The sequence below is a fragment of the Aeromonas sp. 603404 genome, from assembly GCF_049171775.1.
GTDB classification, from domain to species: domain Bacteria; phylum Pseudomonadota; class Gammaproteobacteria; order Enterobacterales; family Aeromonadaceae; genus Aeromonas; species Aeromonas veronii_A.
In genome coordinates this window covers 83,527-104,937 of record NZ_JAAKPE010000001.1, presented here as the reverse complement: position 1 = coordinate 104,937, position 21,411 = coordinate 83,527, and the positions used below count along the sequence as shown (strand labels likewise).

Genomic DNA, 21,411 nt, shown 5'->3' with positions numbered 1-21,411 from the left:
TCAGTGGGCAATCGCCTGACTGTTCAAGGAGATGAAATGAAACTGACTGTTCTGGTACCGGCGCTGGCTGGTCTGTTGTGGGCCGGTAGCGCCTTGGCTGATGCCAAACTGGAAGTATCCACCCCTTACATCGTGCAGTTGATTGATGGCCAATCCATCAACCCCCAGCTGCTCGACAAAACCAGCACCTTCCCCCTCTCTGCCGGCAAGCACCAGTTGGTCGTCGCCTTTGAAGGCAACTACTCCAGCCGTAACGAAATCAAGCTGGTGACCGCCGAGCCGCTGGTGCTGAACTTCACTGCAGCCGACAATCAGCAGCTGGTGCTGGACTATAAAAAGCCCCGCAATGAAGCAGAAGCCAAACAGTTCCTGAAAGATCAGAAAGTGGCGCTGAAAGACAAGGTCACAGGACAGCAAGTGAGCAGTGAACAGTTCGTAATGCCGAAAGTAGAGGGCTTCCAGCTGACCCGTGACTATCAGCAAGAGCTGATCAACATGGGCAAAGCTTTCAACCAGCCCAAAACCGTTGCCGTCTCCTCTGCTGCCGTGATGGCTGCCGCCAGCGCACCGGCCCAAGCCGCGCCCAGCAAGGCGCAAAGCAATCCGGAAGCCCTGACCCAACTGCAAAACTGGTACAACAAGGCCGATGCGGAAACCCGCAAAGCCTTCCAGATCTGGGTTATCCAGCAGCAGTAATCCGGAAACATCATCCTGACCCGTCAGGAATGACAAGGGGAGCTTGGCTCCCCTTTTTCATATCCAGGTTCATCTCTGCATCGATGGAACAATGCCCTGATGTCACTGCATATTTTCTATCACCCCCTCTACTCCTCCCTGGCCCTGCCCGAACGCCATCGCTTCCCGCTGGCCAAGTATCAGGGGCTGTTTGAGCGCCTGCAGGTGCAGGGTTACCCCCTTGGCGAAGCGCCGTCGGCCACCCGGGAGCAAATCTGTCGCATTCACGATGCCGATTATGTCGCAGCGGCCCTGAGCGGCCAGCTTGAAGAGCGCGCCATCCGCAAGATCGGTTTTCCCTGGTCACCCATGCTGATGGAGCGCACCTTGCGCTCGGTCGGTGCCACTATTGCCGCCAGCCGCCATGCTCTTGAGCAGGGCTGCGGCTTGCAGATCTCCGGCGGCTACCACCACGCCCATCGGGATCACGGCAGCGGTTTTTGTCTATTCAACGATCTGGTGATTGCCGCCCAGACTTGCCTCGACGAGGGGCGCTGTGAACAGGTGCTGATCATCGATCTCGATGTGCATCAGGGAGATGGCAGTGCGGCCCTGTGCGCCGGACGGCGCGATATCATCACCCTATCCCTTCATGGGGAGCACAACTTTCCCCATCACAAAGCCGCCTCTCACCTCGACTTTCCGCTGCCAAGCGGCATGGCAGACGATGCCTATCTCACCACACTGCAACAGGCACTCTCGCTGGCACTGCGCCTCTATTCGCCGGATCTCATCCTCTATCAGGCGGGCGTCGATGTGCATCATGCCGACGAGCTTGGCTATCTCTCCTTGAGCGATGAAGGGGTTCGCCTGCGCGATGCCATGGTATTTGACTGTGCAATCAAGCATGGGTTGCCCATCGCGGCGGTGCCCGGTGGCGGCTATCGCCGCGACTGGCAACAGCTGATCCCGCTTCATATGTCGCTGTTTGAAATAGCGCGCCACCGTTTTGGCTGATGGCATGGCTTTATAGCGCGGACACCCCATCAGAGTCGGGCGGGCACTTCACCAGATAAAACAGAAGAGGCGACCCCCTGGGGTCGCCTCTTCGTGTTTCGTCCTCTCGGTCACACAAGCTCGCTCGTTGTCAGGCAAGCTCGGGACGCCTGAGGATAACTATTTCTGACGCTTGCGGGCGTACTTGCGGCGGGCGCGGGCCTGACGCTCCTCTTCCCGCTCGGCCTTCTCTTTGGCTTTTTGCTCGGCTTCTGCGGCGGCTTCGACAATCTCGACGCTCACCATCTCCGGCGTCTCCAACGAGATGCGGCCAAGCAAGCCGGAGCGGAACTCGTTGATCAGGATCTCGGACGCCTTGTGCAGGTCGGCCAGCCCCCCTTTGCGCATAAACGCCCGCTGGCGGGCGATCATCTCCAGCAGCTCGATCTCGGTCTCGGGCAACTCGTCAATCTGGTAGCGCGCCTTGATCCGCTCCGGATAGGCCTTGATGAAGTAATCGGCAGCGAACATGGCGATATCGGCATAGTCGAAAACCGTGTCCTTGATGGCCGCAGTGATGGCCAGACGATAACCGCAGGAGGGCGGATTGAGCTTGGGCCAGAGGAAACCCGGGGTATCGGTCAGGATAACGTTGTTATCCAGCTTGATCCGCTGCTGGGACTTGGTCACCCCCGCCTCGTTGCCGGTACGGGCGATGATGCGCCCCGCCAGGGTATTGATCAGAGTGGACTTGCCCACGTTGGGGATCCCCATGATCATCGCCCGCACGCCGCGCAGCTCAAAATTGCGCTCCGGCAGCATCTCATGGCAGAGGGTCAGCAGTTGCTTGATCTTCTCCGGCTCTTGTTGTGTCAACGGCAGCGCCTTGATCCCCTTCTCTTTTTCCATGTTCGCCACCCACAGATCGGTGATCGCCGGATCGGCCAGGTCCGCCTTGTTCAGCACCTTGATCACCGGGGTATCACCACGCAGCTCGGGCACCAGCGGGTTCTCGCTGGAGAAGGGGATGCGGGCATCGAGCATCTCGATGATCACATCGACCTGGGGCATGACCTCGGCAATCTCTTTGCGGGCCTTGTGCATGTGACCGGGGAACCAGTTGATGGACATATCCGTTACTCTCTGTGGGGGCTGCGGGCGCGCGCATGGAACAACAGGCGCTCTGCCGCGGGCATCGAACGAAGGGGGCGCATTTTACCTGCTGCGGGCTCATTTTGACAGGTCATTCTAGCTATCACCTCAGCAAATCAGCAAACCGTCGAGACGAAACAAAGCAGCCGGAAACGACCGGACCAATCAGCTCAACTGATAGATAACACATTGATATAATGTAACATTCTTATCATTTGTTCACACAACCGTCACCGATAGTCAGTAAAAGTGTCATCTGCCCCCTCTAGGCTGCGCTCAGGTTTTACAAGGAGCGAACCCCAATGAGAAAAATGGCAGGACTTGCAGTGATGATCGGCGCCGCCCTGGCTGCCGGCTGCAAATCAGACAATGACACGGTGGCGACCAAGCCCGCAGCCCAACCCACCAACGTCATCTTCTTCCTCGGTGACGGCATGGGCCTCAACACCCTGACGGCGGCCCGCATCTACGGTGTCGGCGAAGAGGGTGATCTCACCATCGATACCCTGCCAGAGACGGCCTTTATCAAGACCTTCTCCCACGATGCCCAGGTCACTGACTCGGCCCCCTCCATGGCGGCCTACATGACCGGGGTCAAGAGCAACAACGGCGTCATCAGCATGGACGGCGACGCCACCTATGAGAGCGACTGCAGCAAGAGCGCCGGCAAGCCGGTGACTACCCTGCTGGAGCTGGCCAAAGCCGATGGCCGCGGTACCGGCGTGGTAACCAGTACCCGGGTGACCCACGCCACCCCGGCAGCTACCTATGCCCATATCTGCAACCGGGATCTGGAAGCGGATATCGCCGTCCAGCTGGTACCGGGCGGCAAAGGCTACAACAGCGCCCTCAAGGAGGGGCTGGATGTGGTGCTCGGTGGCGGCAGCAGTTTCTTCCTGCCCAAAGCTGACAAGGGCAAGCGGGAGGATGGCCGCAACCTCATCAGCGAAATGCAGGCCAAGGGCTACCAGTTTGCCAGCAATCTGGATGAGCTGAACAAGGCCGATGCGGGTAAGCCGCTGCTGGGCCTGTTTGGTTCGAGCCACATGAAATATGACCTAGACCGCCCCGCCAGCGAGCCGTCACTGGCCCAGATGACCCTGGCCGCTATCAAGCAGCTCAAGGGTAAGGAGAAGGGTTACTTCCTGATGGTGGAAGGGGGTCGCATCGACCACGCCCTGCACGACACCAACGCCAAGCGGGCGCTGCAGGACACCATCGCCTTCGACAACGCCATCAAGGCCGCCATCGACGAGGTGAAAAAGAGCGACCCCGAGCTGAAAAACACCCTGATCGTGGTTACCGCCGACCACGACCATACGCTCGTGCTCAACGGCTATGCCAAGCGCACCGGCAAGACCACCGCCGACAACCCCGGCGTACTCGGGCTGGTGAAGAACTACGAGACTGGCGAGCCAAGCAAGGATAGCGAGGGCATGCCCTACACCATCATAGGTTTTGGCAACGGCTACAACCGGGTGGATGGCCCGCGCAGCAGCGTCGCCCCGCTCGACGATGCCACCGTCTCCGCCAATGACTACCACCAGGAAGTGGTGGTCAAGGTGGGCGAGATCGGCAACGAGACCCACGGCGGCACAGATGTCTTCCTCGGCGCCATCGGCAAGGGGGCTGACAGCTTCCATGGCTCACTCGACAACACCGCCGTGTTCGGCAAGATCAAGGCTGCGGCCAAGCTGTAAGGAGCACTTTCATGAGCAAACAGATGAACACATCCATCAAGCACACGCTGGTCTGCGCCGCCCTGTTCAGTGCACTGGGCGCAACCTCCCAGGCACAGGCCGGTGATGCCAAAAACGTCATTCTCTTTATCGGTGATGGCATGGGGCCTACCGTGCTCACCGCCACCCGCCTGTTCAAGGTGGGAGAAGAGGGCAATCTGGAGATGATGAAACTGCCGCGCAGTGCCCGCATCAAGACCTTCTCCAACGATGCCCAGACCACCGACTCGGCCCCCTCCATGGCGGCCTACACCACCGGGGTCAAGATGAACAACGAGGTGATCGCCATGAGCAGCGACACCAAAGCCGTCGCCCCCGGCAAAGACGTCAATGGCAACAAAACCGTCAACAATTGCAGCAGCGATAATGGCAAGCCGGTGCCCACCATCCTGGAGCTGGCCAAGGCGGCAGGCAAATCGGTCGGGGCCGTCACCACCACCGAGCTGACCCACGCGACCCCGGCGGCTACCTACGCCCACATCTGCCATCGGGATGCCGCTTATGACATCGCCGCACAGGCCGTTCCGGGAGGAACTGGTTTCAACCAGGCGCTGGGGGATGGGGTCGATGTGCTGATGGGCGGTGGTGCCAACCACTGGACCCCCTACAGCGCCAGCAACAAGGGCGGTCGCAATGACAACCGCGACCTGACCGCCGAGATGAAGGCGCAGGGATACAGCTATGTCACCACCCAAAGTGAACTGGCCAAGGTCACCAGTGGCAAGGTGCTCGGTCTGTTCAGCAGCAAATCCCACCTCGACTACGAGCTGGATCGGGTCGCCAAGGGGGCTGCCAATACCCAGCCGTCCCTCTCCGAAATGACCGCCAAGGCGATCGACCTGCTGAGCAAGAACAGTCAGGGTTACTTCCTGATGGTAGAGGGTGGCCGTATCGATCACGCCCTGCACGGCACAAATGCCAAGCGCTCGCTCACCGACGCGGTGGCGCTGGATGAGGCGGTCAAGACGGCGCTGGGTAAAGTGGATCTCAACAATACCCTGATCGTGGTCACCGCCGACCATGACCACACCATGACCATTAACGGCTACTCCGCCAAGGGCAATCCGGTGCTGGATCTGGTGAAAAATGGCGATGGCTCGACCCAGAACGACGTAGATGGCAAACCCTTCACCACTCTGGTGTTCGGTAACGGCCCCAACCGTCCCGATGTACGCCCCGTCCTCACCAGCGATCAGGTGATGGCCAATGATTACCTGCAGGAGACCGGCGTCAAACTGACATCGGAAACCCATGGCGGCGGCGATGTTATGCTGTTTGCCGATGGCGCCGGCAGCAACCGCTTCAAAGGCACACTGGATAACACCAAGGTGTTTGGCAAACTGCGGGAGGCGCTCGGCCTGTAAGCAGCAGGGGCCCGGGTGCATCTGAGCAATTGACTCAGCGGCCCGGGCCCCGGCTCTTTCGAGCGACAGATGATGATGCGACTTTTGCTTTCGTTATGGCTGCTTGGCAGCACCCTCGCCTTCCCCCTGCATGCTGACGACACGCCCCCGGATCTCGCCGCCCGGATCAGCTATCACGACCGGAACACCGGCAGCGATGGCATCGCCAGAGAGAGTGTCTGGCAAGAGAAGTGGCTGCGGGTGGGCAATCAGGTGTGGAGCCAGCGGCTCATTCCCCTCCCCCTTGCCCGAGCCTATCACGCCACTCACGACGCCACCCCCGGCCACAAGCACTTTACCCACCAGATGGCGGCCCGCTGGGTCAGCCGCAGTGATGAGGGTGAGCTGCAGCTACGCTATGCCGACAGCTGGCACAACCAGCTGGTTGAGGTGCCGGTGGAAGAGTATGGCCAGGTGGCCTTCAAGCCCGACTGGCTGCGGATCCGCCATCTCGTCAACCCCGCGCTGATCGAGGGGATGACACCGCTGGATGAGGCCGCCCCCGAGCAGGCCCGCTGGTATGAAAAGCGCGAAGGGCAGCAACGAACCCGCATTCTCTGGTCGAGTCAGTGGCAGATCCCGCTGGTGGTCGAATCGGCCAGTCTCGATGGCTATCGCAGCTACCGGATGGAGGTGACCCTGCGCAAGCTGCCTGCTCAGCTCCCCTGGCAGCAACTCGCTGATTACGAAGTGCGCGATCTGCGGGATTTCTTCGACTGAGATCCCAACCCCTCAGCGGGCACAACGACAACGCAGGCAGGAATGTTACACTCTGCATATTCGACTCTGGCTCACGACCTTGATGCGCGCTCTCTGCCTGCCCTTTTTTGCACTGCTGTTGTTGCTGGTACACACCGGTGCCCAGGCTATTGTGCTGGTGGCGGCCGAGCTGCCCCCTTACGTCATTCGCTCCTCTCACGGCAAACCAAGCGGTGTCGCCATCGAGATCATGGAAGAGGCCGCGCGACGCCTTAAAGAACCGCTCACCATCGAGTTGATGCCGCTGGCCCGAGCCCTCACCCAAACCGCCCATCGCAAGGATGTACTGCTGATACCGCCAGTACGCAGCTCTCAACGGGAGCATCTCTACTACTGGGTTTCCCCCATCCTTGATGAAGAGTTCCTCATTGTCAGCAATCGCCACAAGCATCCCACCCCGCTCATGATAAACGCGCTTCCTTCACTCAAGGTGGGCACCTTGCGTCACTCCTTCGGCCAGTATCTGCTCAAGCAGAGGCTGAATCTCGCCAGCCAAACCGTCGCCACCGAAGACCTCAATGCCCTCAAACTGCAACGAGGACGCATCGATGCCTGGGTCGCAGCCTGGAACGTCATCCTCTACAACCAGCAGACGGGCGGATTTTCCATCGATGAGATAGTAAAAGGCGAATCCTTGATGCGTACCCAGTTATTTATCGCGGCCAGCAAGGATTTTCCCTTCACCGAAGGGCGTCGCTGGCAAGCCGTGATTGACGAGATGCGCCATGATGGCACACTGGCGCGGATCATCCGTCAGTACAACTATCAGGTTCCTGAGTAGTCACTCAATCACGGTTGCCAAGGCCGGCCAGAATGGTTATGGTAGCCCCATGAAAATACTCGCTATTTCCTCGCATTTGCTCACACCCTGCTGAGCCCCCGCCTCGCTCCTTCGGCCGCGAGTCGCTTGGGGGCATGGCATTTTCAATCGATTGAACCTGTTGAATCCATTTTTGTAACACTTTGCGTGATGGCCAACCTGCACCCGCCGGTATGGGCCTATCCGCTATTGATAAGGAATATCTTATGAAACAACCTCATCTGGTTATCTCCAGCCTTGATCTGGACCGTATCGAACAACTGCTCGGCAACCACCCGCAGCATCTCGCCCTGCAAGAGGAGCTGGACCGCGCCGAGATCCGCGAACCGGCCGACATGCCGCCGGACGTGGTCACCATGAACAGCAAGGTACGCTTCAAGATGCAGAGCAGCGGCAACGAGTTCTGCCTCACCCTGGTCTACCCACGCGATGCCAAGGGCGACGAGAGCAACATCTCGGTACTGGCGCCGGTGGGCAGCGCCCTGCTCGGTCTGAAAGTGGGCGACAGCATCGCCTGGCCGGGCCCGGCCGGTCGCACCATCGAGGTCGAAATTCTGGAAGTGGTCTATCAGCCGGAGCGCGCCGGCGAGCTGCACCGCTGAGTCCCACGGGCTGGTCATCCCCTGTTGATCAGCCCGCTTGCTCGCCCTTGCCAGCTGATCCCGATCAAGCTTTGTTCACCTTGCTCCCCGGTTTTTAGCCCCTTTTCCTGCTGCTGCTTGAGCCTGACTCGAGGGGCAGGTATCTTGTTGGCCGCGTCATGGTCATGACGCACCGAATTTCAGGCTGACATCATGATAAAAATTGCCCTTATCGACGATCACCAGATCGTCCGATCCGGTTTTGCCCAACTGCTCAATCTGGAGCCCGACCTGCAGGTGGTCGCCGAATTCGGCTCCGCCAGCGATGCCCTTGCCGGCCTGCCCGGCAGCGGGGCGCGCGTCTGCGTCTGCGACATCTCGATGCCCGACCAATCGGGGCTGGATCTGCTCAAGCAGCTCCCCTCCGGCCTTGCGGTGGTGATGCTCTCGGTGCACGACAGCCCCGCCCTCATCGAGCAGGCGCTGCAAACCGGTGCCAAGGGATTTCTCTCCAAGCGCTGCAGTCCGGACGAGCTGATCGCCGCTGTGCGTACCGCCGCCCAGGGGGGGTGTTATCTGACGCCGGACATTGCCCAGAAACTGGCCAGCAGCAGCCGGGATCCCCTCACCAATCGGGAGCGGGAGATTGCCCAGTTGCTGGCACAGGGGCTAGAGGTGAAGGCCATCGCCGAGCAGCTTGGCCTCTCCCCCAAGACGGTTCACGTCCATCGCGCCAACCTGATGGACAAGCTCAAGGTCAGCAACAACGTCGAGCTGGCCCACCGCATGCTGGATAGCTGGTGATCTCCCGTTTTGCCAGCTATGTCGCCATCGCGCTGGCGGCCTGCTTCATCTTTGCCGCCGGCTGGTTTTGCCTCTGGAGCATCAGCCTGCATCTGGCGGGTGGCCCGGCGCTGGCGGTGCTGCTGTTCCCCTTCGGCCTGCGCCTCGGGTTACTGCTGCAAAGTCCCGGCCACTACTGGCCGCCGCTGTTGCTGTGCGAAGGGCTACTGCTCTACTGGCTCAATCTGGAAGTGGGGCTGCCCCACTGGCCTTGGCTGGTCGCGGGCAGTCTGCTGACCCTGCTACCGCTGCTGATTGCCCGTCGCAAGCAGGTGCGCAACGACTGGCAGCAACTGTTGCTGCTGCTCGCCACCGTCACGGCGGCGGCGCTGCTGCAAGCCCTGCTCTGGCATCTGGCCGGGGAAGATGGCCTCTCGGCCCTGCTGCTCAGCCTGACCGGCGGTCTGACGCTGACCTCCACCTGCATGCTGATCTGGCACTACCTCACTCGTGCCACCTGGGTGCCGCTGGGACCTGCGCTGGTGGATCAGCCGGTAGAGTGGCGCTTTCGCCATCTGGTCTGGTATCTGCTGCTGTTCGTATTGAGCCTCTGGCTGCAACTGGGATTGCCCAACTCGCTGGTACGCTTCACCCCGTTTTGTCTGGCCATCCCCATCATCGCCATGGCGTGGCGCTACGGCTGGCAAGGGGCGCTGCTCGCCACCCTGATGAACACCATCGCCCTGCTGGCCAGTCAGGCCTGGCACGATCACCCCCTCGATCTGCTGCTCTCCCTGCTGGCCCAGAGCCTGACCGGCCTGCTGCTGGGTGCCGGGATCCAGCGCCAGCGCGAACTCAATCAGGCGCTGACCCGCCAACTCGCCCATAATCGCCAACTCACCGAGCGGCTGCTGGAGACCGAGGAGAGCATCCGCAAGGAGGTAGCGCGCGAGCTGCACGACGACATCGGCCAGACCATCACCGCCATTCGTACCCAAGCCGGGATCGTACGCCGCCTCGCCCCCGATAATGCCGGGGTGGGCCAGAGCAGCGCCCTGATCGACACACTGTCGCTCGGGATCTACGACGCGGTGCGCGGTCTGCTCGGGCGGCTGCGCCCGCGCCAACTCGACGACATGACTCTTGAACAGGCGGTACGGGCACTGCTCAGAGAGCTGGAGCTGGAGCGTCACGGCATCGTCACCCGTCTGGAGTGGCAGCTGGCGGATGGGGATCTCTCGGATGCCCAGCGGGTCACCCTGTTTCGGGTCTGTCAGGAGGGGCTCAACAACGTGGTCAAACATGCCAACGCCCACTCGGTCACCATTCGCGCTCGGGCCTACGGCGAGCAGTTGCAACTGGTGCTGGAAGATGATGGCCGCGGTTTGCCGGAAAGCCGCCCGCAACAGGGCTATGGCCTGCTCGGCATTCGCGAGCGGGTACAGGCCCTAGGGGGCAATCTGCAACTCTCCTGCATCCACGGCACTCAGCTGACGGTCAACCTGCCCAGTCGCAGACGGGAAGAGAGTCATGGCTAATCACCACCAGAGGGCCTGCCTGTGCTGAGTTTTATGAGAAGCGCGCCGCACCGGCCCCTTATCCGGGATCAGGCCGAGATCGACGCCACCTATCGCCACTGGCGGCTGCACCTGCTGCTGACCATGTATCTGGGCTACGCGGTGTTCTACTTCACCCGCAAGAGCTTCAACTTCGCCATGCCGGACATGCTGGCGAGCGGCATGCTGGACAAGTCCGACATCGGCATGCTCTGGACCCTGTTCTACATCACCTACGGCTGCTCCAAGTTCTTTTCAGGCATCATCAGTGACCGCGCCAACCCGCGCTACTTTATGGGTGTCGGACTGATGGCCACCGGCGTTATCAACATCCTGTTCGGCCTCTCGTCGGCACTCTGGATGTTTGCCACCCTCTGGGTCGCCAACGCCTTCTTCCAAGGTTGGGGCTGGCCCCCCTGCTCCAAGCTGCTTACCAGCTGGTATTCGCGTACCGAGCGCGGAGTCTGGTGGTCGGCCTGGAACACAGCTCACAACGTCGGCGGCGCGCTCATCCCCCTTATCGTCAGCACCATCGCCCTGCAACATGGCTGGCGCTACGGCATGATAGTGCCCGGCCTTATCGCCATCATCGCGGGATTGTTCCTCTGCTGGCGGCTGCGGGATACCCCGAGTGCCATGGGATTGCCAACGGTGGGCGAGTGGCGCAAGGATGCCATGGAGCTAGCCCAGCAGACTCAGGATGCGGGCCTCTCCCATCGCAAGATCCTGCGCAAATATGTGCTGGGCAACCCCTATATCTGGCTGCTCGCCTGCTGCTACGTGTTGGTCTATGTGGTGCGCACCGCCATCAATGACTGGGGCAACCTCTACATGACCGAGCAGCGCGGCTTCAATCTGATGAGCGCCAACTCGGCCATCTCCATGTTCGAGGTGGGGGGCTTTATCGGCGCTTTGGTGGCGGGTTGGGGATCGGACAAGCTGTTCAACGGCAACCGTGGCCCGATGAACCTGATCTTTGCGGTGGGGATCCTGCTGGCGGTGGGATCGCTCTGGCTGATGCCCTTCTTCAGCTATGTGATGCAGGCGGCCTGCTTCTTTACCATCGGCTTCTTCGTGTTTGGCCCCCAGATGCTGATCGGCATGGCAGCGGCGGAGTGCTCCCACAAAAACTCGGCGGGGGCCGCCACCGGCTTTGTCGGCCTGTTTGCCTACATGGGGGCGGCGCTGTCAGGCTATCCGCTGGCCAAGGTGATGGAGATCTGGCACTGGAACGGCTTCTTCGTGGTGATCTCGGTGGCGGCAGGTATCTCGGCCCTGCTGCTGCTCCCCTTCCTCAAGGCGCAGGCACCGAGACCCCCTCAAGCGAATGCAGATTAGCGGGTGGCAGCTAACGAGCTATATCCGGCAAGCAGACAGGGCGCGGATCACCGCGCCCTGATTTTATTCCTGAACCTATTCCTGCATCAGGCAGCCTGACAGACCCGGTTCTTTCCTTCCCGCTTGGCCCGATAGAGAGCGTCATCCGCACGGCTGAACAGGCTGTCAAAGTGCCACTCCCCCTGCCAGTAAGCAATACCCATGCTGACGGTGATATGGATCCCCTCCACCTCGCTGGCCGCAAGCTGAACCCGCAGTGACTGGCAACGGGCGATGGCCTCGTCCGCGGCGACATGGCGAAACAGCAGCACAAACTCCTCACCCCCAAAGCGGCCCGCCAATACCCCCTCCAGCTCGCGCAGTGCCAACCCGACCCGCTCCAGCACCCGATCACCCACCTCATGACCATGCCGATCGTTGATCTGCTTGAAGTCATCCAGATCGAGCACCACCAACGCCCCCTGTTGTGCAGGGCGTCCCCGGGCCAGACGCTCCATAAAACCACGGCGATTGAACAAGCCGGTCAGCGGGTCATGACTGGCCTGATAGCGCAGCTCCAGCGCCCGGTGCTGGTTGCAGAGCAGCAGCACCCCGAAGGTAAGCATGGAGCTGCCCACCAGCATGGAGACATAGGGCAACACGTTGAACAGCTGACGCTGGAACGGGCTTTCGATCACCTCGCCCCACACGGTAAACATCCGCATCAATGTCATGGCAATCAGTACCAGATTGAGGCCAATCAGTACCCAGACTGCCACCTGATAATCGGGTCGACCGTGCCGCCAGAGCTGCCAGATGATGAGCGTACTGAGCACGAGGAAGGTGGCGCTGCTGATCATCACCCGCACAGCAATCCGGCCATCGATGGCGACCGACCAGGTCATAATGGCGGCAAACAGCAGGATGAATCCCCAGCAGGCAGGCCAGCCTGGCGATTGACGGAAGAAACAGCGCTGGGCAACCAGCAGCAGCGACACATGAAAAATCAGAAAGACATTGCCAACCCAGGAGCCATAGGGGGTGGGGGTCAGCAGCAGACTGGCAAATCCCGCCTGACCCAGCATGGCAAACAGACTGGACCACCACCAGACCCCGACACCGGGAATATCGTTGTGGGTAACACGAATGATGGTAAGAGTGAGGAAACCGAGACAATAGCCACACAAGGCCATGATCATCAAGGTAAAAATATCCAGCTTAAGCAGTAGTGAGGCGTCCATACCAAAGCCATGCAGAGAGGGTAACTGAGTATATGAGAAGCGTTTGCCAAGACCCAGTGGGACTTGATGGTTTTCATAATAAAGCCCGTTCGTTTGCTGACAAACAGCGCAATGAGCGTGATATCCCATCAATACGTATTTGTCTCCGCCCCTGAAAAAAGTCTCTTATGGAGCTTATCGGTGCAATAAGAGCCGCAAGCGGCGCCCTGGCTTTGTAACAAAATGTCTTGGGCATAATTTGGGCTTGAACCCACCCCATTAGATAGATATGTTGTTTTCGTGTGATTTTATGAATGAAGTCATGAGCAATAAATGTCTCTAACCTGTTGAGTCTTCTGACACAATCTGTTTTTGGTACATTTTTCACTCAACCACTATTCATAGCATCTCATATGGGGCTTTTGTCCCGCTCAAGACATTCATCCTGTCTTGCCTGTTGCCGGATGCAGCAGTCTCTTGTGCCACGGAGTCGCACGGGATCAGGTTCAAGGCCGAACACAACATCGACAGAGACGTCACTTATGATCAAAAAACTGATTCTTTCTAGCCTGCTGTTTTGCGGGATCGCCACGGCGGCCCCGACCCCAGCCCCTACCTCCACCCTGGATGCCGTGCTCGAACGCGGCGTGCTGCGAGTCGGCTTTGATGCCGGCTATCAACCCTTCGAGATGACCAACAAGCAGGGCCAGTACATCGGCTTTGATGTGGATCTCGCCAAGATGGTCGCCAAAGAGATGGGCGTGAAGGTCGAGTTCGTCAACACCGCCTGGGATGGCATCATTCCGGCGCTGCTGACCAACAAGTTCGACGTCATCATGGGCGGCATGACCGTCACTCCCCAGCGCAACCTGCGAGTCAACTTCGCCGATCCTTACATCGTGGTCGGCCAGACCATAGTCCTGCGCAAAGAGAAGGCGGGCGAAATCAAATCCTTCACCGATCTCAACGACCCGAAATACAAGATCGCGGTCAAGCTCGGCACCACCGGCGAGCAGGCAGTCAAGCGCCTGATCCCCAAAGCCACCCTGCTGCAGTTTGAAACCCAGGATGACGCCAAGCTGGAGGTGATCAACGGCAAGGTCGATGCGTTCGTCTATGACCTGCCCTACAACGCTATTTTCGCCTCCCAGAATCAGGGCGCCGTGGTGCACCTCGACAAGCCGTTCACCTTCGAGCCGCTGGCTTGGGCCATCCGCAAAGGAGATCAGGACACCCTCAACTGGTTCAACAACTACCTGCGCCAGATCAAGGGCGATGGCAGCTACGACCGTCTCTACAAGAAGTGGTTCGAATCCAACGCCTGGCTGAACCAGCTCAAATAACCTCCGGGGGGCGGCACATGCCGCCCCTGCACCACGCAGCTCCCCACACAATAACGAGACGAGGTTGTGACTGTGCACACACCTAAACCGACAAGACAGATGGAAAAACAGCCCAATCAGCTGCTCTGGCATGGGGTTTTCCTGCTGATGCTGCTGGTTGCCGTATTCGGCATCTACAAGGCTGTCCAGTCAGTGGATTACACCTGGCGCTGGGAACGCATTCCCCAATACATCGCCTATCAGGCGGAGCAGAAGAATCTGGCCGAATTTGACGGCACCGTGATTGCAGGTACCAGCGATGCCGAGAAGGGCAAGCTGTTCCTGCAAGACGATCTCGATCCCAATGTGCGGCAAGCCATCGCCAGTACCGGCGTACAAGTCGCCGAAGGGGATACCGTTTTTCGTGGCGATACCCTCGACACCCAACTGAGCTGGACCGCAGGCCCCATCGCCTGGGGCGTCTGGGTCACCGTCAAGCTCTCGCTGGTGGCGGGCATCTTCGCCATTTTGCTCGGCACTCTGGCCGGACTGGCCCGACTCTCCCCCAACCCGGCCCTGCGCAATCTGGCCGTCACCTATGTGGAGCTCATTCGCGGCACCCCGCTGCTGGTGCAGATCTTCATCGTCTACTTCTTTATCGGCACAGTGCTGAACCTCGATCGTTTTACTGCAGGGGTCGCCGCGCTGGCGGTCTTTACCGGCGCCTATGTGGCGGAGATCGTCCGCGCCGGTATCAGCTCCATCCACAAGGGGCAGATGGAGGCGGGCCGCAGCCTGGGTATGACCTCCGCCCAGACCATGCGCTATGTCATCCTGCCGCAGGCGTTCAAGCGGGTACTGCCACCGCTGGCGGGCCAGTTCATCAACCTGATCAAGGACTCCTCGCTGGTCTCGGTCATCTCCATCACCGATCTGACCAAGGCGGGGCGCGAGGTGGTGAGCTCCACCTTCAGCCCGTTCGAGGTATGGTTCACCGTGGCCCTGCTCTATCTGGTGCTGACCGGCACCCTCTCCTTCCTGGTACGCCGTCTCGAGGTGAAATATGCACGCAGCAACTGATCCCATCATCAAGGTGCAACAGGCATCGAGAAGTGCAGCCATCACCGACACCCCCTTCGCCTTCCCGGTTCGTTTTCTGGAGGCGAAATATGCGCGCAGCAACTGATCCTATCATCAAAGCGACCGGCGTTGAGAAGTTCTACGGTAGCGAAGTGCATGCCCTGAAAAATGTCAGCACCCAGGTGGCCGAAGGGGAAGTGGTGGTGATCGTCGGCCCCAGCGGCTCGGGCAAATCGACCTTCCTGCGCACCCTCAACCAGCTGGAGACCATCCACGACGGCAATATCGTGGTCGACGGCATCTGCCTGACCGAGCCGGGCGATGTCAACAAGCTGCGGGAAGAGGTGGGCATGGTGTTCCAGTCCTTCAACCTCTTTCCCCATCTGACGGTGCTGGATAACATCTGCCTCGCTCCGCAGAAGGTGCGTGGCCTGTCGCGCCGTGAGGCCGAAGACAGAGCCAAGGCGCTGCTGCTGAAAGTGGGGCTGTCGGTCAAAGCGGCCAGCTATCCCTCCCAACTCTCCGGCGGTCAGCAACAGCGGGTGGCCATTGCTCGGGCGCTCGCCATGCAGCCACGCATCATGCTGTTTGACGAGCCCACCAGTGCGCTCGACCCCGAGATGGTGGGGGAAGTGCTGGATGTGATGAAGGGGCTGGCCCGCGAAGGAATGACCATGGTGGTGGTGACTCACGAGATGGGCTTTGCCCGCGAGGTGGCGGATCGGGTGCTCTTTATGGAGAGTGGCGAACTGCTGGTGGATGAAAAACCGGCCGATTTCTTCGACAATCCCCCCTCTCCTCGTCTGCGCCAGTTCCTCAGTCAGGTGCTGTAGCCAACACGCTCTGCTGGATAAACGAAGAGGGACTGCAAGGTCCCTCTTCTTGTGTGTCACGCTGAGCAGGCTTAACCCAGCTGAACCCGAGTGCCCCTCTCATCGGCTCAGCGCGGGGACTTTCCCAGATAGCGCTCCACGATCACTTTCACCCCGTCACGTTTTTTGAGCTGATAGAGCTCCTTGTCAAACTGGTCGATAAAGACCTGTTTGTAGGGATACTCCCCCTTGCGGCTATAGCCGAGAAACCCCTGCTCCTTGCTGAGCACCGGCCCCTGTTTGAGCAGGGACATATCGGCCACCGCCAGCTGATCGGCCTTTATCATGTTGAGTAACTCATAGAGCAGGGAGAGGCGATCATTGATGGTGCAATCGACCCGGCCGCGGACAATCTTGAGCAGGTTCTCCCGATTGCTTTTCACCTCCTCCACGTCGATCTGCTTCTCTTTTACCGCCTGCCAGAAGGCATCGCCGCCGACGGCAAAACCGGCGTTCATGCCAAAACGCAAACCGTGATAGTCGAGCGGAAACCTAGCCTGCGGGGTATTGGCCGCCACACTGGCGCCGCACATCACCACCAGCTCTTCATCCAGCATCGGCTGGGAGTAGGGCCACATATAAGGGCGGGTATCGGGCATGTAGTAAGGTGGAAAAATAGCGAAGGCGGCCCCCTGCTCCACCATGCTCAGACCGCGCCGCCACGGCATGGGCTTGAGCACCACCTCATAGTCAGGCATGGCAGAGGTCACCTCACGGATGATGTCGGCATAGATCCCCCTGACCTCCTCCCCTTCCTGCCAGGAGTAGGGGGGATAGGCGGCATCAGCCAAGATCTCGACCCGGGTCTTGGCGTGCGCCATCATGCACAACCCCAGCAACAAGCAACACCAGACGCGCATAAGCCAGCACCTCCTGAAAAAGCCTGCATCAAGCATAGCCATCCACTGCGCCTTCCTCTGCTGCCGAGCCATATTTCATGCCATCTCTTCGTTGGCTGAAAAATGTTAATGAAATATTAAAACCATCCTTTATGCTGGAGAGCAATTGCTCTGAATGGATGGCCGCATATGGATGTGCAACTGCTTCTGCTCTACCTCTCACCGGTTTTTCTGGCCTTTATCGGCTGGGAGATGCTCTACCTGCGCAAACATGGCGCGGCCTTTCCCACCGCTACCTACCAGTGGCGGGATCTGTTCGCCAACGCCGCCCTGGCCCTGATGCATCAGGGGGGCGATGCGCTGGCGGCCATCGCCATTGCTTATCTGTATGACACCCTCTGGGGCTGGCGACTGTTCGATATCGAGCTGAATCTCTGGAGTGTGCTACTGCTGTTCCTGTTGCAGGATCTCTGTTACTGGCTGTTCCACTTCACCAGCCACCATGTGCGCTGGCTGTGGGCCTCCCACGTGGTGCACCACAGCTCGGAGCGGCTCAACCTCTCCACCGCCTTTCGCCAGAGCCTGATGTACCCGATCTCCGGCATGTGGCTGTTCTGGATCCCGATGATTGTCATCGGCTTCCCGCCCGAGGCGGTGGTCGTCACCGTGCTGCTGAGCCTGGGCTTTCAGTTCTTCGTCCACACCCAGGTAGTGGGCAAACTCGGCCGACTTGAGTGGATCTTCAACACCCCCTCCCACCACAGGGTGCACCACGCCAGCAACGCCAAGTACATAGACCGCAACTTTGCCGGGGTGCTGATCATCTGGGATCGACTGTTCGGCACCTTTGTCGAAGAAGATCCGGCCGAACCGTGCCGCTTTGGCATCACCAAGCCGATCCACAGCTTCAACCCCCTCACCCTCACCTTCCACGAGTGGCGCGACATGTTGCATGACGCCCGTGGCCAGCCTTGGCGACAAAAACTCGCGGTGCTGTTTGGCAAACCGGCCGGGCCTGCCAGCCGCTGAACCTTCGCCCCGAATAGCAACTCCCTGATAACCAACTCCTGATAACAAGAGAGCGCCACAGTGGCGCTCTCTTTTATGATCAGTCACATCTTCGATGTCAGAGATTGGCGAACGACCAGACGGCGGGGATAAGGCTCAGCAAGGTCACACCGGCCAACAGCCGCTCGCGGCCGCTCAGACAAAGATCTGTGCCCAGCTGACGACGGCTGTAGAGAAACAGCAGCAAGCCCGGCCCGTAGAGCAACAACGACAGCAGCAGATACTCCACCCCGGCGGCATAAAGCAGCCAGAAGCCGTAACCGCTCGACACCAGCGCCACTGCCCGCATCAGGCCTCGGCCCTGCCCACACTCTCCCTCCTTGCTGAACGAAAGCTTGAGCAAAAACAGCCCGATCAGCAGGTAAGGCACCAAAATCATCGAGGTCGAGATAAGCAGCAAACTGGTGTAGCCCTTGCCGAGCAGCCACACCAGCAGCAGGCAAGTCTGCACCGTCAAGCTGGTGAGCCAGAGCGATGCGATAGGCGTCCCGTTGCGGTTCTGGCGCCGGAAGATAGCAGGAAACGCGCCGTGGCGTGCCGCGCTGAACGGCACCTCGGCCGAGAAGAGGGTCCAGCTCACGTAGGAGGCAAGCACCGAGACGATAAGGCCCACGCTGATGAGCAGCTTGCCCCATGAGCCGGTCATCTTGGCCATCAGCCCTGCCATGGAGGGGTTGGGCAGCGCCGCCAGCTCGGGTCGGCTCAATATTCCGAGCGCCAGCACCGAGATAAGCACATAGAGCAGCAACGCCAATACCACGCCAAGCACAGTGGCCGTGCCCACATCTCGCCGGTTTCTGGCGCGGGCCGACAGCACCGCTGCCCCCTCGATACCGGTGAAGACCCAGAGGGTGATCAGCATGGTGTTGCGCACCTGCTCGGAAACCGGCACCGCCAGGCTACTACCCTGCTGATCCGCCACGAAGGTGACCGGATCGAACCAGTAGCAGGCGAACAGAATAAACAGCAGCAGCGGCAGGCTCTTGGCCAGGGTCGCCACCAGATTGAATAGCGCCGCCTGCTGCACACCTCGAGCCACCAGCAGGTGCACCGCCCAAAGGATGCAGGACTCGCCGACAAACGCCGCCAGGGTATTGCCGTCACCAAACCAGATCTGCTCCGGCGTATCGACAAAGCTGCCCAGCGCCGCAAATGCGATCACCAGATAGCCCACCACGCCGATGGTGGCACAGAGCCAGTATCCCCAGGCAGAGAAGAAGCCCACCAGCTCGCCAAAACCGGCGCGGGCGTAGCTGTAGATGCCGCCGTCGAGATCCGGCCTTAACCGCGACAGATAGAGAAAACTCATGGCGAGCGCCAGGATGCCCACCCCCGTCACGCCCCAGCCGATCAGCACGGCGCGGGCGCCTGCCACCTCGGCCATGTTCTGGGGCAGGCTGAAAATCCCCGCCCCCACCATGGAGCTGAATACCAGCGCGGTGAGGGACCAGAGCCCGATCTTGCTCTCTTTCATGGGTGCTCCTTAGCGCAACCGGCGGCTCAGCGCCTGAATATGCTCGGGGCCGATACCGCAGCAACCGCCGATCAAATTCGCCCCGGCCGCGCGCCAGCGCTCGGCCCAGCCGAGATAATCCAGCGGCCCCAGATCGGCGCGGATCTCGTCCAGCCCATCGTTGGCGGTGGCCTCTTTGGGCTGCGGCGGGAAGGCGTTGGCATAGGCACCGAGGCGAATGTCTGCGCGGCCCAGCGCCTGCAATCGGGTGCGGGCAACCTCGAGAGCCCCCTCGATCACCTCGGGCTGACAGCAGTTGAACAGGATGGCATCGACTCCAGCCGCCACCAGCGCGGTCACCGCATCGGCGACTCGCTCGCCGGAGCGCAGTCGCGGCTCGTTGCCCGGCGCCTCATCTTCCAGCGTGAAGGAGACCCAGAACGGCTTGCCGTCATCAGGCAGCAGCGCTTTCAGGGCCAGTGGCTCGGCAATCAGGCTCATGGTCTCGGCCAGCCAGATATCCACATAAGGGGATAGCGCCCGGATAAGCGGCGTCGCCAGCTCGCTCACCCTGTCCGCCTTGAACAGGTCGGCACGGTAGGAGCCAAACAACGGTGGCAGAGAACCCGCCACCTGCACGGCCCCCTTCTGCGCGTCAGCCACCTCACGGGCCAGTTGACCAGCCAGCGCTGCCAGCCCCTCCCCGTCGGCAAAGAAACGCTCATCGCCGATATGAAACGGCACCAGCGCATAGCTGTTGGTGGTGATGACCCGGGCTCCGCTCGCTACATAGGCCTGATGCACGTCACGCACCGTCTCTGGCGCCTCCATCAAGGCCAACGCCGACCACTCGGGTTGACGAAACGGTGCCCCCCGCCGTGCCAACTCGCGCCCCATGCCCCCATCCAGCACCCACAATTCCCTGGTTTCCATCTGTCGTGTCTCTTAGTTATGTGCGTTGTTTATTTGCGTATTTATCTGTTTGTTTTGTTGATCTGCGGTTTCACATCGAATCGCTGCAGATCGTCCTGCTTCATCCTGGGAAGCCCTTTTACCATTCAGCCATAAAAACATATAGATGTTTGGATGGCCAAAACAAGATAAAGCAAAGCGCCACGGGCGGCAATCAGTATCAGCAGAAATCAGCGTGCAAACGGCGAGGCAAACGCAGAAATGCAAGAGGCCACCCTAAGGTGGCCTCATCACAATCTTGATCCGCTGGTAACTTAACGCCCGGCCAGCACTCGCTTAATCTGTTTGACCCAGTCGGAGACCCGACCCTGCTGCGGCAAACCGCGCCAGATCTGCTCCCACTGGGCAGGGCTTAGCGGACGACCGAGGCGACGCTGTACACCCGCATAGAGGTAGTCATGGGCCGTAGTGGCCGCATGCTCGGAGGTGAGGAATTTGGAGACCGGATCGGTCAACCGCACATCCCGCATGCCGAGCAGCGGATAGTCGTTGTGCACCGCTGCCAGCATGGTCTCGCGCATGGCGGACTCGATGTAGCCACGGGCAAACAGGGCGGTCACCGACTCCAGCGACCCCTGATCCGGACCGTGATACTGCTCGTCAAAAACCGGGCTCGGCTCTGCCATCCCGCTTTGCACCACCGCATCGGGATCCGGCTGCGGCACGACCACGGCAGGCTTGGGGGCTACCGGCTTGGCTGCCACTGTGGCTTTGCGCGGCGCACTCTGGCTACAGGCACCCAGTGCCAGGGCGAGCGCGACACAGGCCAGCGCACGGGAATGAGACTGCATCTTCATGACTCTT

General features: G+C 60.2%; 21 protein-coding genes. 15 read left to right on the top strand and 6 right to left on the bottom strand.

All coding sequences use genetic code 11. The features are described 5' to 3' along the window. The first annotated feature begins 36 nt into the window (after positions 1–36). Together G5306_RS00475 and G5306_RS00470 are read left to right on the top strand one after the other, a co-directional pair. On the top strand, positions 37–696 hold the full coding sequence (locus G5306_RS00475) for a DUF2057 domain-containing protein (protein WP_216954052.1): 660 nt from the start codon (positions 37–39) through the stop codon (positions 694–696). Between the two features lie 99 nt (positions 697–795). Then, positions 796–1,692 (top strand): histone deacetylase, encoded by an 897-nt coding sequence (locus tag G5306_RS00470; RefSeq protein ID WP_421173159.1) that lies wholly within the window; start codon positions 796–798, stop codon positions 1,690–1,692. A gap of 159 nt (positions 1,693–1,851) precedes the next feature. Here G5306_RS00470 and ylqF read toward each other — a convergent pair whose 3' ends face one another. Beyond that, positions 1,852–2,802: a ribosome biogenesis GTPase YlqF gene (gene ylqF, locus G5306_RS00465; protein ID WP_421173158.1), complete on the bottom strand. Its 951-nt coding sequence runs from the start codon at positions 2,800–2,802 to the stop codon at positions 1,852–1,854. A 323-nt stretch (positions 2,803–3,125) separates the two neighbouring features. On the opposite strand from ylqF, the gene G5306_RS00460 reads away from it, so the two are divergent. The 8 genes from G5306_RS00460 (at position 3,126) to G5306_RS00425 (ending at position 11,802) form a co-directional block, all read left to right on the top strand. Beyond that, entirely contained in the window at positions 3,126–4,523 is a 1,398-nt protein-coding gene (locus G5306_RS00460) for an alkaline phosphatase (RefSeq protein ID WP_005334065.1), read from the top strand. Positions 4,524–4,534: 11 nt separating this feature from the next. Beyond that, complete coding sequence (locus tag G5306_RS00455; protein ID WP_103250647.1) at positions 4,535–5,926, top strand: alkaline phosphatase; 1,392 nt, start codon at positions 4,535–4,537, stop codon at positions 5,924–5,926. A 72-nt stretch (positions 5,927–5,998) separates the two neighbouring features. Continuing rightward, positions 5,999–6,685: a hypothetical protein gene (locus tag G5306_RS00450; RefSeq protein ID WP_201906334.1), complete on the top strand. Its 687-nt coding sequence runs from the start codon at positions 5,999–6,001 to the stop codon at positions 6,683–6,685. A gap of 82 nt (positions 6,686–6,767) precedes the next feature. Further along, the gene (locus G5306_RS00445) at positions 6,768–7,505 is read left to right on the top strand and encodes a substrate-binding periplasmic protein (protein ID WP_158111102.1); all 738 of its coding nucleotides are present in this window, start codon (positions 6,768–6,770) and stop codon (positions 7,503–7,505) included. A gap of 245 nt (positions 7,506–7,750) precedes the next feature. After that, positions 7,751–8,146, top strand: coding sequence for a nucleoside diphosphate kinase regulator (gene rnk / locus G5306_RS00440; RefSeq protein ID WP_005334070.1), 396 nt, complete (start codon positions 7,751–7,753; stop codon positions 8,144–8,146). Positions 8,147–8,338: 192 nt separating this feature from the next. After that, positions 8,339–8,929, top strand: coding sequence for a transcriptional regulator UhpA (uhpA, locus tag G5306_RS00435; RefSeq protein ID WP_005334071.1), 591 nt, complete (start codon positions 8,339–8,341; stop codon positions 8,927–8,929). Next, a complete protein-coding gene (gene uhpB / locus G5306_RS00430; protein ID WP_421312048.1) occupies positions 8,926–10,446 on the top strand; it encodes a signal transduction histidine-protein kinase/phosphatase UhpB in 1,521 nt (506 codons plus the stop codon). Before uhpA ends, uhpB begins: the two co-directional genes overlap by 4 nt. Positions 10,447–10,467: 21 nt before the next feature. Beyond that, a complete protein-coding gene (locus tag G5306_RS00425; protein WP_421312046.1) occupies positions 10,468–11,802 on the top strand; it encodes an MFS transporter in 1,335 nt (444 codons plus the stop codon). 86 nt (positions 11,803–11,888) lie between these two features. Here the strand turns inward: G5306_RS00425 and G5306_RS00420 are convergent, their stop codons facing one another. Beyond that, the gene (locus G5306_RS00420) at positions 11,889–13,022 is read right to left on the bottom strand and encodes a GGDEF domain-containing protein (protein WP_421312044.1); all 1,134 of its coding nucleotides are present in this window, start codon (positions 13,020–13,022) and stop codon (positions 11,889–11,891) included. A gap of 521 nt (positions 13,023–13,543) precedes the next feature. Here G5306_RS00420 and G5306_RS00415 point away from each other — a divergent pair. The 4 genes from G5306_RS00415 to G5306_RS00400 all read left to right on the top strand — a co-directional run bounded on the left by G5306_RS00415 (position 13,544) and on the right by G5306_RS00400 (position 16,236). Further along, the gene (locus G5306_RS00415) at positions 13,544–14,344 is read left to right on the top strand and encodes a transporter substrate-binding domain-containing protein (protein WP_236361932.1); all 801 of its coding nucleotides are present in this window, start codon (positions 13,544–13,546) and stop codon (positions 14,342–14,344) included. Positions 14,345–14,443: 99 nt separating this feature from the next. Next, complete coding sequence (locus G5306_RS00410; RefSeq protein WP_421312041.1) at positions 14,444–15,403, top strand: amino acid ABC transporter permease; 960 nt, start codon at positions 14,444–14,446, stop codon at positions 15,401–15,403. Next, positions 15,387–15,509, top strand: coding sequence for a hypothetical protein (locus G5306_RS00405; RefSeq protein ID WP_421312039.1), 123 nt, complete (start codon positions 15,387–15,389; stop codon positions 15,507–15,509). Before G5306_RS00410 ends, G5306_RS00405 begins: the two co-directional genes overlap by 17 nt. After that, on the top strand, positions 15,493–16,236 hold the full coding sequence (locus tag G5306_RS00400; protein WP_421312037.1) for an amino acid ABC transporter ATP-binding protein: 744 nt from the start codon (positions 15,493–15,495) through the stop codon (positions 16,234–16,236). Before G5306_RS00405 ends, G5306_RS00400 begins: the two co-directional genes overlap by 17 nt. A 107-nt stretch (positions 16,237–16,343) precedes the next feature. On the opposite strand, the gene G5306_RS00395 is transcribed toward G5306_RS00400, so the two are convergent. Next, entirely contained in the window at positions 16,344–17,135 is a 792-nt protein-coding gene (locus G5306_RS00395) for a substrate-binding periplasmic protein (RefSeq protein ID WP_421305653.1), read from the bottom strand. A gap of 168 nt (positions 17,136–17,303) precedes the next feature. On the opposite strand from G5306_RS00395, the gene G5306_RS00390 reads away from it, so the two are divergent. Continuing rightward, a complete protein-coding gene (locus G5306_RS00390; protein ID WP_421312035.1) occupies positions 17,304–18,143 on the top strand; it encodes a sterol desaturase family protein in 840 nt (279 codons plus the stop codon). Positions 18,144–18,240: 97 nt separating this feature from the next. Here G5306_RS00390 and G5306_RS00385 read toward each other — a convergent pair whose 3' ends face one another. From G5306_RS00385 to G5306_RS00375, 3 genes are all read right to left on the bottom strand, one after another. Further along, positions 18,241–19,656, bottom strand: coding sequence for a basic amino acid/polyamine antiporter (locus G5306_RS00385; RefSeq protein ID WP_421312033.1), 1,416 nt, complete (start codon positions 19,654–19,656; stop codon positions 18,241–18,243). 9 nt (positions 19,657–19,665) lie between these two features. Next, a complete protein-coding gene (locus tag G5306_RS00380) occupies positions 19,666–20,568 on the bottom strand; it encodes a homocysteine S-methyltransferase family protein (RefSeq protein ID WP_088869413.1) in 903 nt (300 codons plus the stop codon). A 293-nt stretch (positions 20,569–20,861) separates the two neighbouring features. Then, positions 20,862–21,404: a hypothetical protein gene (locus tag G5306_RS00375; RefSeq protein ID WP_069555291.1), complete on the bottom strand. Its 543-nt coding sequence runs from the start codon at positions 21,402–21,404 to the stop codon at positions 20,862–20,864. Between the last annotated feature and the right edge of the window lie 7 nt (positions 21,405–21,411).

What these genes read in the sequence shown, in the direction of transcription:
- G5306_RS00445 (WP_158111102.1), top strand. Translation starts at nt 6,768, where the DNA reads ATGCGCGCTCTCTGCCTGCCCTTTTTTGCACTGCTGTTGTTGCTGGTA.
- G5306_RS00420 (WP_421312044.1), bottom strand. Translation starts at nt 13,022, where the DNA reads ATGGACGCCTCACTACTGCTTAAGCTGGATATTTTTACCTTGATGATC.
- G5306_RS00475 (WP_216954052.1), top strand. Translation starts at nt 37, where the DNA reads ATGAAACTGACTGTTCTGGTACCGGCGCTGGCTGGTCTGTTGTGGGCC.
- G5306_RS00385 (WP_421312033.1), bottom strand. Translation starts at nt 19,656, where the DNA reads ATGAAAGAGAGCAAGATCGGGCTCTGGTCCCTCACCGCGCTGGTATTC.
- G5306_RS00470 (WP_421173159.1), top strand. Translation starts at nt 796, where the DNA reads ATGTCACTGCATATTTTCTATCACCCCCTCTACTCCTCCCTGGCCCTG.
- rnk (WP_005334070.1), top strand. Translation starts at nt 7,751, where the DNA reads ATGAAACAACCTCATCTGGTTATCTCCAGCCTTGATCTGGACCGTATC.
- G5306_RS00395 (WP_421305653.1), bottom strand. Translation starts at nt 17,135, where the DNA reads ATGCGCGTCTGGTGTTGCTTGTTGCTGGGGTTGTGCATGATGGCGCAC.
- uhpA (WP_005334071.1), top strand. Translation starts at nt 8,339, where the DNA reads ATGATAAAAATTGCCCTTATCGACGATCACCAGATCGTCCGATCCGGT.
- G5306_RS00390 (WP_421312035.1), top strand. Translation starts at nt 17,304, where the DNA reads ATGGATGTGCAACTGCTTCTGCTCTACCTCTCACCGGTTTTTCTGGCC.
- G5306_RS00405 (WP_421312039.1), top strand. Translation starts at nt 15,387, where the DNA reads ATGCACGCAGCAACTGATCCCATCATCAAGGTGCAACAGGCATCGAGA.
- G5306_RS00460 (WP_005334065.1), top strand. Translation starts at nt 3,126, where the DNA reads ATGAGAAAAATGGCAGGACTTGCAGTGATGATCGGCGCCGCCCTGGCT.
- G5306_RS00375 (WP_069555291.1), bottom strand. Translation starts at nt 21,404, where the DNA reads ATGAAGATGCAGTCTCATTCCCGTGCGCTGGCCTGTGTCGCGCTCGCC.
- G5306_RS00455 (WP_103250647.1), top strand. Translation starts at nt 4,535, where the DNA reads ATGAGCAAACAGATGAACACATCCATCAAGCACACGCTGGTCTGCGCC.
- G5306_RS00415 (WP_236361932.1), top strand. Translation starts at nt 13,544, where the DNA reads ATGATCAAAAAACTGATTCTTTCTAGCCTGCTGTTTTGCGGGATCGCC.
- G5306_RS00380 (WP_088869413.1), bottom strand. Translation starts at nt 20,568, where the DNA reads ATGGAAACCAGGGAATTGTGGGTGCTGGATGGGGGCATGGGGCGCGAG.
- G5306_RS00400 (WP_421312037.1), top strand. Translation starts at nt 15,493, where the DNA reads ATGCGCGCAGCAACTGATCCTATCATCAAAGCGACCGGCGTTGAGAAG.
- G5306_RS00450 (WP_201906334.1), top strand. Translation starts at nt 5,999, where the DNA reads ATGATGCGACTTTTGCTTTCGTTATGGCTGCTTGGCAGCACCCTCGCC.
- ylqF (WP_421173158.1), bottom strand. Translation starts at nt 2,802, where the DNA reads ATGTCCATCAACTGGTTCCCCGGTCACATGCACAAGGCCCGCAAAGAG.
- G5306_RS00410 (WP_421312041.1), top strand. Translation starts at nt 14,444, where the DNA reads ATGGAAAAACAGCCCAATCAGCTGCTCTGGCATGGGGTTTTCCTGCTG.